This window comes from Bradyrhizobium sp. 139 (genome assembly GCF_023074175.1).
Classification (GTDB): domain Bacteria; phylum Pseudomonadota; class Alphaproteobacteria; order Rhizobiales; family Xanthobacteraceae; genus Bradyrhizobium.
The window spans coordinates 1-13,833 of the sequence record NZ_JADPKS010000167.1 but is presented as its reverse complement, the minus strand read 5'-3'; the positions used below and the strand labels follow the sequence as shown (position 1 = coordinate 13,833).

Below are 13,833 nucleotides of genomic sequence, written 5' to 3'. Positions count from 1 at the left end.
CCCCGCAAGCGGGGCGAGGGAGAGGAGGAATCGAGCAATGACGGCGTTCCAATCCGTCGCAGTGATCGGAGCCGGTGCCTGGGGCACTGCGCTCGCGACTGTGGCGGCACGGGCTGGACGGAGCGTGACGCTTTGGGCGCGGAACGCCGAGCATGCGACGCGAATCGCATCGACCCGCGACAATCCGCGGCTGCCCGGCGTGCGGCTGGCGCCGGAGATCATCGTGACGCACGAGCTTGCGGTGGCCGCGCGCGCCGACATGCTGCTGATCGCAACGCCGGCGCAGCATCTGCGCGGCACGGTCAACATGCTGGCCTCGCATCTGGCAAAGCCGATGCCGATCGTCGCCTGCGCCAAGGGCATCGAGCACGGCACCCACAAATTCATGACCGATGTCATCGCCGAGGCCGCGCCTCACGCGCAGCCGGCGATCCTGTCGGGCCCAAGCTTTGCCGATGATGTCGCGCGCGGCCTGCCGACCGCGGTGACGCTGGCGGCGAAGGATGAGGCGCTGGCCAGCAGCCTGGTGCAGGCGCTGGGCTCGGCGACCTTTCGGCCCTATCACACGACAGATGTTCGCGGCGTCGAGATCGGCGGCGCGGCCAAGAACGTGCTCGCGATCGCGGCCGGGATCGTGGTCGGCCGCAACCTCGGCGCCTCGGCCCTCGCCGCACTGACCACGCGTGGCTTTAGCGAGTTGGCACGGCTCGGCCGTGCCTGCGGCGCGCGGACGGAAACGCTCTCCGGCCTCTCCGGCCTCGGCGACCTGCTCCTGAGCTGTTCGACCGCGCAATCGCGCAATTTCGCGCTCGGTATTGCGCTCGGTCGCGGAGAGGCTGCGCCGGCGGGCAAGCTTGCGGAAGGTGCATTCACGGCTCCGGTGCTGGTCGAGCTTGCGGCCGCGCGGAACGTCGACATGCCGGTATCAGAAGCGGTCGCGGCGATCCTGAGCGGCAGGAGCACGATTGATGCGGCGATCTCGGGGCTGCTGACGCGCCCCTTCAAGGCAGAGGAATGAGCATGGCGTACTGGCTGGTGAAATCCGAACCGTCGGTGTGGTCCTGGGATCAGCAGGTGGCGAAGGGCGCCAAGGGCGAAGCCTGGACCGGCGTGCGCAATTACACCGCGCGCCAGAACCTCGTTGCCATGAAGAAGGGTGACAAGGCGTTCTTCTATCATTCCAACGAGGGCAAGGAGATCGTCGGCATCGCGGAGATCATCAAGGAGGCCTACCCCGATCCGAGCGACAAGACCGAAAAATTCGTCTGCGTCGACATCAAGGCGGACCAGCCCTTGAAGACGCCGGTCACGATGGCCGCGATTAAGGCCGAGAAGAATCTCGCCGACATGGCGCTGGTGAAATATTCGCGCCTGTCGGTGCAGCCGGTGACGACCGAGGAATGGAAGCTCGTCTGCAAGATGGGCGGGATGTAGTTGGCTGCGACATCAACGATATCCGAACTTACGTTTCCGGCAGCGCAAAGACCTCGCATGGCGAAGCGATGCCGCGCAACGGATGCGGTCCGAGCGCAACGAGCGGCGTGTCCGTCTCGGCCGCGAGCGCGCCTGACACTAACACTGTCCTGCCAAGCGGCTTGCACAATCCTTCGAGGCGGCTGGCGAGATTGACGGCGCGACCGATCGCCGTGAAATCGAGCCGATTGGCGGCGCCGATATTGCCCCAGAGTATTTCGCCGAGATGAAGGGCCGCGCCGAACGCGAGCGGCGGAAGCCCGTGGGACCGGCGCTCCCCGTTGAGATACGCCATGCCGGCTTCGGCCGCGCTTGCGGCGCGCAGAGCGGCATCGCACGCGCGGCGCGGTGACGCCTCGACCACCGGGAAGATCGCGAGCACGCCGTCGCCGATGAATTTCAGCACCTCGCCGCCGAAGGCATGAACGGCACCGGCGATGCGATCGAACCAGGCGTCGAGCGCCGCGATGACGTCGGCCGGCGGACTGGTCTCGGACAACATCGTGAAGTTGCGCAAGTCCGCATAGAGCAACGCGGCTTGAATGGTCTCGCCGAGATCGCGCCGCAGGGGTGCCGCCAGCACCCGCTCCGCGCTCCGCTTGCCGAGATAGGCATCGAGCGTCGCGCGCAGCGTTGCACGCGCGGCAAGCACGACAAGGGGCGTCGCGGCGAAGCGCGCAGCCTGGCGCAATTGCTCGATCTCGTCTGCGGTGAACGGACGCGGCCCGATCCAGCCGAGCTGCGGCCCATCTTGCCGTCCGACGACCTCTTCGTGCACCTCGCCGCGCGCGATGTCGCGCAGCCAGCGGCGACCGGCGTCATTGGCCGGGTCGGGCGCCAGCCCACCTGGGGCGAAGCCGAGCGCTTCGATGACCCGGCCGTTCTCCGCGCGCCACAGCCAGGTCCGCTTCGCGATCAGCGGATGCGGCACCTCCAGCGTCAGGGCCCCGGCCGCAAGCGGCACGCCGTCGGCAACCAGATGAGCGCCGAGTTCCGCGAGCAGACGGTCGGCCCCGGGACAATCTGAGGCAGCATCGACGAGCCAGGCTAGGGTCCGGGAGAGTTGCATGACCCGATGATGGCGAAGGTGGACCGTCTTTGTCACGGGCAATCCTTGACCGATCGCTCCACTGCCGCCATGTGCCAGTGTCAGCCCAGGGATGATCGCCGATGACCGAGCCGTTCGTAGTGCGACGCGAAACCCAGATCGCAGCCCCGCGCGCCACCGTCTTCGCCTATTTGACCGATCCCGAGAAAATCCTGAGCTGGATGGGCTCCGATGCGACCACGGAGCCGCATCCCGGCGGGATCTATCTGCTCAAGGGCGTCGGCCCGCGCGGCGGAGTCGCCCGCGGCGCCTTTCGCGAGGTCGTGCCGGTGCATCGTCTGGCCTATACGTTCGGCTGGGAGGGCGGCCAGGAAGTGCCGCCCGGCTCGAGCCTGATCGAGATCGACCTGATCGAGCGCGACGGCGGCACACTGCTGTGCATGACTCATAGCGGACTACCGACCGAGGAACAGGCGGCTGCGCACGCAAAAGGATGGAGGCACTATCTGGAACGGCTCACCGCCGCCGCCGCCGGCAGCGATCCCGGTCCGGACAACGGCGTGTCCGATAAGACCTAGGATAAGACATAGGACTCGTAGGTGGGCAAAGCGGAAGCGTGCCCACCGCTCTCGCACTCGATTCTTGCTGGAATGGTGGGCACGGCGCAAGCGCGCCTTTGCCCATCCTACGGCAGCACAACGCTAAACCGCCGCGGTCGCCACCACCTGCTGCAAAAGTTGCTCGCGCCTGGCCTGCGAACGCTGGCCCTTCATGGTCGCAGCGAAGCGTTCGAGGATACCGTCCTCGAAGGCAGTGACGATGGTGTCGTGGACGTAGCTCTTGCGGCAGATCGCCGGCGTATTGGAGAGCTTGTCGGCTGCGGCGCGGATCGCGGCCAGCACCTGCTTCTTGCGGCCGCGCTGGCTGCTCGCCGGCGTGATCCGCGACAGCGATTCCACCACGACGGCGGACGCCATCAGCGTGCGAAAATCCTTCAGCGAAATCTTGATGCCGGCGATCTCCCGCAGAAACGCGTTGACCTGCGTGGTGCTGACCGCGCGCACGATGCCGTAGGCGTCGCGATACTGGAACATGCGCTTGCCGGGAACGCCGTTCAGGATGCCGATGGCACGCACCAGCTTGGCCGCGTCGCACTCCTTGCGCACCGCCTTACCGCCCTTGGCCTTGAAGGTCAGCACGAAGCTGTCGTCTTCCAGCGACACGTTGGACTTCAGCAGCGTGGTGGCGCCACGCGTGCCATTGAGGCGCGCATAGGATTCGTTGCCGGGGCGGATCGCCGTGCGCGCGATCAGCTCGATCACGGCGGAGAGTGCGAATTCACGCGTCGGCTCGTCGCCCGAGAGAAACATCGAGACCTTGCGCCGGATCTTTGGCAGCGCGCCGACGAGCTTTTCCAGACGGTGGGCCTTGCGGTGCTCGCGGACCTTTTCCCAGTCGGCGTGATAGCGATATTGCAGCCGGCCCGCGGCATCGCGTCCCACCGCCTGGAGATGCGAGCTCGGATCAGCCGAGTAACGCACCTCGCGATAGGCCGGCGGCACCGCCATGGCGTGCAGCCGGCGGATGGTGCGGGCGTCGCGGATATGCGCGCCGTTGGGACGGACGAAGGAATAGCCCTTGCCGCGCCTGATGCGCCGAATCGTCAGCCCGTTCTGGTCGCCGAGCCGCAGGCCGAGCTCCTTGGCGAGGGCCTCGACCGTCGCCGCGGGCGCCGAGTCGAAGGCCCTCTTCGGGCTTGGGCGCCTGAAAGCGGCGGGTTTCGGCCATTGTCCGAGGGCTTTGGCGAGTGCAATGGCTACAGGATCGGCTGAAGCGGGCCGCATCGTCCCGAGATTCCGCTGATCCATCATAGTCTTACGCCTTAGCCCTGCCTGTTACCGGACAATGCAATCGTTCTGATTTTTGTTCCGGGGGCCTCGTTGGACCCGGTTTGGCCATTTAGGGTGTTCCGAACCGTATTGCGAGTCCCGAATCAGTGAGAAGCGGTCACTAAATACCTCCGCAGGGTGCATGGCGCCCTGCGTGGGCCCTTCCGGGGGTTAGGTAAAGACCCGGAAGGCCGCCCCGGTCTGTTTCAGATCTGCGACAGTCGCTCCAAATGGTCTCGATCCTCCGCATGGCCGGCCGCTCGCCGAAGGTCCAGCTTGTGCTCCTTGTCGGGCCCGGTTAGCCCGACGCATAATCGGTTCAACGATGAAGTCGGCTCGCCGGTCACCTGGGCTCGGCATGCCGTATCTGGAGGGAAGCATGTCCGAGAAGATCTACGACGTCCCCGCGGAATGGGCCAAGCGCGCCTGGATCGACCAGGCCAAGTACAACGACATGTACGCCCGCTCGATCTCGGACCCGAACGTCTTCTGGGCGGAGCAGGCCAAGCGCATCGACTGGATGAAGGCGCCGACGAAAATCGAGAACGTCTCCTTCGCGCCCGGCAACATCTCGATCAAATGGTTCGAGGACGGCGTCCTCAACGTCGCCCATAACTGTATCGACCGGCATCTTCACAAGCGCGCCAACCAGACCGCGATCATCTGGGAGGGCGATGATCCCTCGCAGTCAAAACACATCACCTACAAGGAGCTGCATGACGAGGTCTGCCGGATGGCCAACATCCTGCGCACCCGCAATGTCAAGAAGGGCGACCGCGTCACCATCTATCTGCCGATGATTCCGGAGGCGGCCTATGCGATGCTGGCCTGCGCGCGGATCGGCGCGGTCCACTCCGTGGTGTTCGCGGGCTTCTCGCCCGACAGCCTCGCCCAGCGCATCAGCGACTGCCAATCCAAGGTGATCATCACCGCGGACGAAGGCCTGCGCGGCGGCAGGAAAGTGCCGCTGAAGGCCAATGTCGACGCGGCGCTCGCCAAGACCGACGGCGTCGACTGGGTCGTCGTGGTCAAGCGCACCGGCGGCAAGATCGACATGAACCCGACGCGCGACCTCTGGTACCATGAGGCTGCGGCGATGGTGACCACCGAATGCCCGGCCGAGCACATGCACGCCGAGGATCCGCTGTTCATCCTCTACACGTCAGGCTCGACCGGTCAGCCCAAGGGCGTGTTGCACACCTCCGCCGGCTATCTCGTGTTCGCCGCGATGACGCATCAATACGTCTTCGACTATCACGACGACGACATATACTGGTGCACCGCCGACGTCGGCTGGGTCACCGGCCATAGCTACATCCTCTATGGGCCGCTGGCGAACGGCGCGACCACGCTGATGTTCGAAGGCGTGCCGAACTATCCGGACAATTCCCGTTTCTGGAACGTGATCGACAAGCACAAGGTCAACATCTTCTACACCGCGCCGACCGCGATCCGCGCGCTGATGCAGGCCGGCGACGAGCCCGTGAAGAAGACTTCGCGTGCAAGCCTGCGGCTGCTCGGCTCGGTCGGCGAGCCGATCAATCCCGAGGCCTGGGAGTGGTATCACCGCGTCGTCGGCGACGATCGCTGCCCGATCGTCGACACCTGGTGGCAGACCGAGACCGGCGGCATCCTGATCACGCCGTTGCCGGGCGCGACCAAGCTGAAGCCGGGCTCGGCGACGCAGCCGTTCTTCGGCGTGGTGCCTGAAATCGTCGATGCCGACGGCAAGGTGCTGGAGGGCGAGACGTCAGGCAATCTCTGCCTGACGCGGTCATGGCCGGGCCAGATGCGCACGGTCTATGGCGACCATGCCCGCTTCGAGCAGACTTATTTCTCGACCTACAAGGGCAAGTATTTCACCGGCGACGGCTGCCGGCGCGACGCCGACGGCTATTACTGGATCACCGGCCGCGTCGACGACGTCATCAACGTCTCTGGCCACCGCATGGGCACGGCGGAAGTCGAAAGCGCGCTGGTCGCGCATGAGAAGGTTTCAGAGGCCGCCGTCGTCGGTTTCCCGCACGACATCAAGGGGCAGGGCATCTACGCCTATGTGACGCTGATGGCCGGCGTCGAGCCGACCGACGACCTGCGCAAGGAGCTCGTGACCTGGGTGCGCAAGGAGATCGGCCCGATCGCCTCGCCCGACCAGATCCAGTTCGCACCTGGCTTGCCCAAGACCCGCTCCGGCAAGATCATGCGCCGCATCCTGCGCAAGATCGCCGAGGACGAGCCGGGCAGCCTGGGCGATACCTCGACGCTCGCCGATCCCGCCGTGGTCGACGACCTCGTCAAGAACCGGCAGAACCGCAAGTCGGCTTGAGTTCATCATCAGTCATTCCGGGGTGCGCGACTGTGTGCCTCGGAATGACGGCGGTTCACATCCTCACGCGCTTGTCAGGGCGCGCGCCGCTGCCCCCCGCATCTTTCCGGCCGAGTGTTGTTTTCAGGTCATTTACTTTATTTCGAACATTTTCTTTGTTCCCCCTGCTGACTGGCCTTCGGCGGCCGTGCGTGGAAACCATCCGGTTAACAAGCGCGGTCAAGAATGTCCCTTCACGGGGACTTGGCGAGCTGGCGATGGCCGGTTTTGCGTCAATTTGGACGGTCCGTTTGGGGCAAGGGGAAAATTGATGTCGATGAGGATTGCTGTGGCACTGGCCGCCACCATCGGGATTGGGATCTTGATGTCGACGGCGGCGCAGGCGCGGCCGGAAATGGTGGGGGCGCACCTGGCCGACTATTCGCCGGGTACCATCGTGGTCAAAACCAGCGAGCGGCGGCTCTATCTCATCCTCGATAGCGGCCACGCCGTGCGCTATCCGGTCGGCGTCGGCAAGTCCGGCAAGCAATGGGCCGGCACCACCCGCATCGACGGCAAGTATCGCAACCCGGCATGGTCGCCGCCTGCGGAAGTGAAGCGCGACAAGCCCAGCATCCCCGACGTCATTCCGGGCGGCTCGCCGCGCAACCCGATGGGCGTCGCCGCGATGACGCTGGCCGGCGGCGAATACGCCATCCACGGCACCAACGTGCCGGGTTCGGTCGGCGGCTTCGTCTCCTATGGCTGCATCCGCATGCTCAACGACGACATTACCGATCTCTACGGCCGCGTCTCCGTCGGCACGACGGTGGTCGTGGCGCGCTGATCGCCGGGATCAGGGCAAAACGGCAAGAGCCGCGTCCTTCGACGCGGCTTTTTTGTTACCAGAAGCGCCAGCTGCGCGCGCACCAGCCGTCGCGATGGCCGCCATTGTAGCTCCGCGCATAGCCGCCGGCGAGCAACGCCGCCGAGACGCTGGCCGTTCTCCTGGTCGTGACATCGGCGAGAACGCGGCCGTATTTGTCGGGGCCAAGATTGGTGATCATCACGCCGCCCTGGCCGAGCAGATCGCGTAGCGCGCGAGCCGCAGCTTCGGCCTTGTCCAACTCCTCCTGGCAGGACGCCTTCATCTCGGGCGCATCGATGCCGCGCAGGCGAACGCGCACGACGAGATCGCGGCCGTGGCGCTGACGAATGCGCGCGAGAAAAGTGTCGCCGTCGACGGTGCGGATGACATCGACCGGTTCGCGACGATCGGGATGGCCGGCCTGCTGGAGAACGATCTCGGCGTCCCGCGTGCGATCGCCATCCGCGCGCGGAACAGGCCAGTTCGTCCCATGGCGGAAGATGAGCACGGCCGCAAGCGCGACGCCGACCACGAACATCCAGGGCAACAATCCGGAGAAGCGGCGGCCGAATGGCGAGCCGCTGTAAGAAGGCCGAGATGGATGGCTGGGGTCGAAACGCGACATCCGCGCACGCTAGGGCTGAGTCGGCCGGAGCGGCAAGAGAGCTTCAAACCGGAGCTTCAAATCGGAACTTCAAAACTGGAGTCTCAGAAATCCGAGGCGATGCCTTTGCGCTCCCAGTCGCCGTAACGGGTGGGCTCGGGTCCCTTCGGCCCCTGCAACTCCTTTGGCGCCGCTTTGGGTTGGGCAGCCGCGGCCCGCCGGCGAGCCTCGGCTTCGGCCAGCGCGCGCTGGGCGGCCGGCGAGAGCAGCTTGCGATCGGGAACGGAGGGCTGGTCACTCATCGTCCGGGGTCCTAGCGCAGGGTCGCGGCGTGCGCGACTTGCAATAACGCATTGCTGAAATGGTTGTCACGGGCTGAAAATGCGAGAGACGATTCTTACATTCGGCATATTCGCGTGCCAAAGATGGGTTGTTAAGGCATGCGCCCCTTCGGCGGAACTGCCGCTCGCTAAGAACCTTAAGCCGCATGCCATCTCAACGTTTCGCTCCTCCCTCCGAAGTGCCCGGTCTCGCGGCGCGGCGGATTGCCGCCGACATCGTCGACGGCGTGCTGCACAAGCACCGCACGCTCGATGACCAACTCGACGGCGGCGGTGCCCATCCCGGACTGAAGACGCTGGCCGACCGCGACCGCGCGCTGATGCGCCGCCTGGTCGCGACCGTGCTGCGCCGGCTCGGCACCCTCGGCCATGTGCTGTCCCGCCTGCTCGACAAGGGCATTCCCTCCGAAGCGCCGCGCGCACAGAGCGCGCTCCTGATCGGCGCCGCGCAGATCCTCTGGATGGACGTGCCCGATCACGCCGCGGTCGATCTTTCCGTCCGCCTCGTGCAATCCGACCGGCGCGCCGCGCGCTATGCCGGCCTCGTCAATGCCGTGCTGCGCCGTTGCGCGCGCGAGGGCAAGGCGCTGGTGGATGAAGTTGCCACGCAATCGCTGGACCTGCCGCCCTGGCTGCTCGCGCGCTGGAGCGCGCATTACGGCGAGGCGACCGCAAGGGACATGGCGCTGGCGCTCGGCCACGAGCCGTCGCTCGATCTCACCGTGAAGTCGGACGCCGCGCAATGGGCAAGCCGCCTGCATGGCGAGACGCTGCCGACCGGGACGGTACGGATGCTGCTGCACGGCTCGGTGACCATGTTGCCGGGCTTTGCCGAAGGACAATGGTGGGTGCAGGACGCCGCCGCCGCGCTGCCGGCGCGTCTGTTCGGCGACGTCAAGGGCAAGTCCATTGCCGATCTCTGCGCCGCCCCCGGCGGCAAGACCGCGCAATTGGCGCAAGCCGGCGCGCATGTCACGGCGATCGACCGCTCACCCGCCCGGGTGGCCCGTTTGCGCGAGAATCTGACGCGGCTGTCGCTCCGGGCCGAGACTGTCGTCGCCGACGCCGCGGAATGGGCCGGCCCTGCCGAAAGCTTCGACGGCATCCTGATCGATGCGCCCTGCACATCGACCGGCACGATCCGACGCCATCCCGACGTCGCATGGCTCCGGCAGGAATCCGACGTCGCGACCCTGACCGCGCTCCAGCAGCGGCTGCTGAAGAAATCCGTCTCGTTGCTTAAACCGGGCGGGACGCTGGTCTACTGCACCTGTTCACTGGAACCCGAAGAGGGCGAGCAGGCGATCGCGGCACTGCTGGCCACTGAGGCTGGCCTGCGCCGTGTGCCGATCGAAGCCTCCGAGGTCTCGGGGCTCAGCGAGATCGTTACCATTGAGGGCGACCTGCGCACCCTGCCCAGCCATCTGCCGAACGCCGATCCCAAGCTCGGCGGGCTCGACGGTTTCTACGCGGCCCGGCTCGTTAAATCCTGATTTTGCACCGGTTTTTGCGACAACGCTGATTCGCGACCCTTCAAGATGGTGTCGGTCGTCCGATTTTGGGATTAATAAGGATTCGTCGGAATCCTCTCCCCCCTTCAAGGCAAGGCGTGTCGGTCGCTCAACGCAGAAGACGTATCTCGACGCTGGTGATGAACCGCTTCGCGCGGAACATGCTCGCGCGCGCGAGCGGCGGTTCCGTTGCGCTGTCGCGGGTCTGGCCCGGCCGCACCGACCGGCTCATCATCGCGCCGCACGACCTGCGCACGGCGGATGCGACCCGCGCCGCAGAGATCTATGCCGGCCGCTTCGTCTTCGCCGGCAAGATCGTCAATTGCCACGGCCGCTCGATCTTCGATCTCGAACCGCCGTCCGAAGACTGGGAGGTCGCGCTGCTCGGCTTCGGCTGGCTGCGCCATTTGCGCGCCGCCGACACCGCGCTGACGCGGGCCAATGCGCGCGCGCTGGTCGAGGACTGGATCGCCAACCCCGCCAACAAGCGCCGCGCCGTCGCGCGACGTGCCGACGTGCTGGCGCGGCGTGTGATCTCGCTGCTGTCGCAGGCGCCGCTGGTGCTCAACGACACCGATAACAAGTTCTACCGCCGCTATCTGCGGGCGCTGGCGCGGGAGATCCGTTTCCTCCGCTACACCATGATCAATATTCCCGACGGGGTGCCGAAGCTCCAGGTGCTGATCGCGCTGTGCTACGCGGCGCTGTGCCTTGCCAACCAGGCGCGGCACATCCGCAATGCCTCGAAAAAGCTCTCGGACGAGTTGCAGCGGCAGATCCTGCCCGACGGCGGCCACATCTCGCGCAATCCGGGCGCGCTGATCGAACTCTTGATCGACCTGTTGCCGCTGCGGCAGACTTTTGCCGCAAGGAACATCGCGCCACCGCCGGCGCTGCTCAACGCGATCGACCGCATGATGCCCATGCTGCGCTTCTTCCGGCACGGCGACGGCAATTTCGCGCTGTTCAACGGCATGAGCGCGACGTCTTCGGACCTGCTCGCCACGTTGCTCGCCTATGACGACACCCACGGCACGCCGATGGCGAACATGCCGCATACGGGTTTCCAGCGCCTCGACGCCGGCCAGACCACGCTGATCATCGACACCGGCCCGCCGCCGCCGGCCGGCGTCAGCCACGACGCCCATGCCGGCTGCCTGTCGTTCGAATTGTCCTCCGGCATCAGCCGCATCGTCACCAATTGCGGCATGCCGACGACGGGGCGCGACAATTGGCGACCGTTCGCGCGCGGCACGGCGGCACATTCAACGTTGACCTATCGCGACACCTCCTCATGCCAGTTCGTCGAGATGTCGGCGATGAAGCGCCTCTTGCACGGCTCGCCCGTCACCAGCGGACCTGTCGAGGTCGAGAGCTATCGCGAGGTCGTTCAGAACGGCACGCTGCTCACGACCTCGCATGACGGCTATCTCGCGAAATTCGGCGCGATCCATCGCCGCGTGCTGATGATCGCCAATGACGGCGCGCGCATCGACGGCGAGGACACGCTGTCGCCGCCGCAGGGTGGACGCTTCAAGGGCGCGGATGCCGATTTCGCGCTGCGCTTCCATTTACATCCGGCGGTGAAGGCGAGCCGGCTGTCGGATGCTCGCGGCGTCATGCTTGTGCTGCCGAACCGCGACGTCTGGACCTTTGAAGCATTGGACGACAAGGTCGACCTCGAGGACAGCGTGTTCCTGGCCGGCAATGACGGTCCGCGCCGCACCGGGCAGATCGTGATCCGGCAGGATGCGCGGCAGGCGCCGTCGATCCGCTGGAGCTTTGTCCGATCGAGCGCCTCGCCGGCGGTGACCAATGCCCGCCGCAACGCCCGGCGCGAGCCGGAACTTCCGCTGTAGACGCGCGTATCTCAGCTCTATCTGATCGTTGTGAAGCGCGTCGAAAACTGCTATCGAGCCCTCGCTCGCGCGACTGGCGACCTTGGATGGAGCACCATCGGGAAGCGCGGGACATAGCTGCCGCGCGCCTGGGCATAGGGACTCCCTTAACAGAGGATCTTGCTCATGACTGACCATCCCCGCCGCGTCACCCGCGCCCTGCTTTCCGTTTCCGACAAGACCGGCCTGATCGAGTTCGCAAAGGCGCTTGCCGCGCACGATGTCGAGCTGGTCTCGACCGGCGGCACCGCCAAGGCGATCGCCGCAGCCGGCCTCGAGGTGAAGGACGTGTCCGACCTCACCGGCTTCCCCGAGATGATGGACGGCCGCGTCAAGACACTGCATCCGAAGGTGCATGGCGGCCTGCTCGCGATCCGCGACAACAAGGACCACGCGGAGGCGATGAAGGCGCACGGCATCGCGCCGATCGATCTTCTTGTCGTCAACCTCTATCCATTCGAGGCGACCGTCGACAAAGGCTCCGGCTTCGAGGATTGCATCGAGAACATCGACATTGGCGGCCCCGCGATGATCCGCGCCGCGGCGAAGAACCATGACGATGTCGCCGTCGTGGTCGAGGCGCAGGACTATCAGGCCGTGCTCGACGAGCTCGCCGCCAACAATGGCGCGACCACGCTGAAGCTGCGCCGGCGGCTTGCTGCCAAGGCCTATGCGCGCACTGCGGCCTATGACGCCGCGATCTCGAACTGGTTCAACCGCCAGCTCGAGATTGGCGCGCCCGACTTCCGCGCCTTCGGCGGCAAGCTGATCCAGTCGCTGCGCTATGGCGAGAATCCGCACCAGATCGCGGCGTTCTATGCGACGCCCGACAAGCGGCCGGGCGTCTCGACCGCGCGGCAGCTCCAGGGCAAGGAGCTCTCCTACAACAACATCAACGACACCGATGCGGCCTATGAGTGCATCGGCGAGTTCGACGCCACGCGCACCGCGGCCTGCGTCATCGTCAAGCACGCCAATCCGTGCGGCGCGGCTGAAGGCTCCGACCTCGTCAGCGCCTATCGTAAGGCGCTTGCCTGCGATTCCACCTCGGCCTTCGGCGGCATCATCGCAATGAACCGCGCACTCGACGCCGACACCGCGCGCGAGATCACAAAAATCTTCACCGAAGTGATCATCGCACCCGATGCCAGCGAGGAGGCGATCGCCATCATCGGCGCGCGCAAGAATCTTCGACTTCTGCTCGCCGGCAGCCTGCCCGATCCGCGCGCGCCCGGCCTCACCGCCAAGACGGTCGCAGGCGGCCTGCTCGTACAAAGCCGCGACAACGCCGTGGTCGACGACATGATTTTCAAGGTCGTGACCAGGCGCGCGCCGACCGAGGCCGAGATGCGCGATCTCAAGTTCGCATTTCGTGTGGCCAAGCACGTCAAGTCCAACACGATCATCTACGCCAAGGATCTTGCCACCGTCGGCATCGGCGCGGGCCAGATGAGCCGGGTTGATTCAGCGCGGATCGCGGCACGAAAGGCGCAGGATGCAGCCAATGAGCTGAAGCTTGCCGAACCTCTTACCAAGGGCTCGGTGGTGGCATCGGATGCATTCTTCCCGTTCGCCGACGGCATGCTCGCCTGCATCGAGGCCGGCGCCACCGCCGTGGTGCAGCCCGGCGGCTCCATGCGCGACGACGAGGTGATCAAGGCCGCCGACGAGCACGGCATCGCGATGGCGTTCACGGGCACGCGGCATTTCAGGCACTGATTGGTTAGCGGTAGCCCGGATGGAGCGCAGCGCAATCCGGGACAGCGCATCTGCAGCGACAGGTTTCCCGGATTGCGCTTCGAGACTGGGCAAGATTCTTATAGCGAAGGAAGGTACGATTCGGCATGACGAATCGTACCTTCAAGACCGGTGTCAGCCGGGATCAGCCGAGCTTTC

General features: G+C 65.8%; 12 protein-coding genes and 1 riboswitch. Of the genes, 8 read left to right on the top strand and 4 right to left on the bottom strand.

What is annotated here, in order from left to right:
• The first annotated feature begins 37 nt into the window (after positions 1-37).
• Both IVA80_RS35180 and IVA80_RS35175 read left to right on the top strand, forming a co-directional pair.
• The gene (locus tag IVA80_RS35180) at positions 38-1,018 is read left to right on the top strand and encodes an NAD(P)H-dependent glycerol-3-phosphate dehydrogenase (RefSeq protein WP_247439705.1); all 981 of its coding nucleotides are present in this window, start codon (positions 38-40) and stop codon (positions 1,016-1,018) included.
• Positions 1,019-1,020: 2 nt separating this feature from the next.
• A complete protein-coding gene (locus tag IVA80_RS35175) occupies positions 1,021-1,434 on the top strand; it encodes an EVE domain-containing protein (RefSeq protein WP_247439704.1) in 414 nt (137 codons plus the stop codon).
• Between the two features lie 28 nt (positions 1,435-1,462).
• On the opposite strand, the gene IVA80_RS35170 is transcribed toward IVA80_RS35175, so the two are convergent.
• Positions 1,463-2,542, bottom strand: coding sequence for an adenylate/guanylate cyclase domain-containing protein (locus tag IVA80_RS35170; RefSeq protein ID WP_247439749.1), 1,080 nt, complete (start codon positions 2,540-2,542; stop codon positions 1,463-1,465).
• 101 nt (positions 2,543-2,643) lie between these two features.
• On the opposite strand from IVA80_RS35170, the gene IVA80_RS35165 reads away from it, so the two are divergent.
• A complete protein-coding gene (locus IVA80_RS35165) occupies positions 2,644-3,099 on the top strand; it encodes an SRPBCC family protein (RefSeq protein WP_247439703.1) in 456 nt (151 codons plus the stop codon).
• A 123-nt stretch (positions 3,100-3,222) separates the two neighbouring features.
• Here the strand turns inward: IVA80_RS35165 and IVA80_RS35160 are convergent, their stop codons facing one another.
• Entirely contained in the window at positions 3,223-4,392 is a 1,170-nt protein-coding gene (locus tag IVA80_RS35160) for a DNA topoisomerase IB (RefSeq protein WP_247439702.1), read from the bottom strand.
• A 397-nt stretch (positions 4,393-4,789) separates the two neighbouring features.
• Between IVA80_RS35160 and acs the strand changes: the two genes are divergently transcribed.
• A complete protein-coding gene (gene acs / locus IVA80_RS35155; protein WP_247439701.1) occupies positions 4,790-6,736 on the top strand; it encodes an acetate--CoA ligase in 1,947 nt (648 codons plus the stop codon).
• Between the two features lie 310 nt (positions 6,737-7,046).
• A complete protein-coding gene (locus IVA80_RS35150; RefSeq protein WP_247439700.1) occupies positions 7,047-7,562 on the top strand; it encodes a L,D-transpeptidase in 516 nt (171 codons plus the stop codon).
• 55 nt (positions 7,563-7,617) lie between these two features.
• Here IVA80_RS35150 and IVA80_RS35145 read toward each other — a convergent pair whose 3' ends face one another.
• Both IVA80_RS35145 and IVA80_RS35140 read right to left on the bottom strand, forming a co-directional pair.
• Positions 7,618-8,208, bottom strand: coding sequence for a thermonuclease family protein (locus IVA80_RS35145; protein WP_247439699.1), 591 nt, complete (start codon positions 8,206-8,208; stop codon positions 7,618-7,620).
• Between the two features lie 83 nt (positions 8,209-8,291).
• A complete protein-coding gene (locus tag IVA80_RS35140; RefSeq protein WP_247439698.1) occupies positions 8,292-8,489 on the bottom strand; it encodes a DUF1674 domain-containing protein in 198 nt (65 codons plus the stop codon).
• A gap of 185 nt (positions 8,490-8,674) precedes the next feature.
• On the opposite strand from IVA80_RS35140, the gene IVA80_RS35135 reads away from it, so the two are divergent.
• The 3 genes from IVA80_RS35135 to purH all read left to right on the top strand — a co-directional run bounded on the left by IVA80_RS35135 (position 8,675) and on the right by purH (position 13,656).
• Entirely contained in the window at positions 8,675-10,021 is a 1,347-nt protein-coding gene (locus IVA80_RS35135) for a transcription antitermination factor NusB (protein WP_247439697.1), read from the top strand.
• Between the two features lie 158 nt (positions 10,022-10,179).
• On the top strand, positions 10,180-11,898 hold the full coding sequence (locus IVA80_RS35130; protein ID WP_247439748.1) for a heparinase II/III family protein: 1,719 nt from the start codon (positions 10,180-10,182) through the stop codon (positions 11,896-11,898).
• 59 nt (positions 11,899-11,957) lie between these two features.
• Positions 11,958-12,039: riboswitch (ZMP/ZTP riboswitch) on the top strand.
• A 24-nt stretch (positions 12,040-12,063) separates the two neighbouring features.
• Entirely contained in the window at positions 12,064-13,656 is a 1,593-nt protein-coding gene (gene purH, locus IVA80_RS35125; RefSeq protein WP_247439696.1) for a bifunctional phosphoribosylaminoimidazolecarboxamide formyltransferase/IMP cyclohydrolase, read from the top strand.
• The last annotated feature ends 177 nt before the right edge of the window (positions 13,657-13,833 follow it).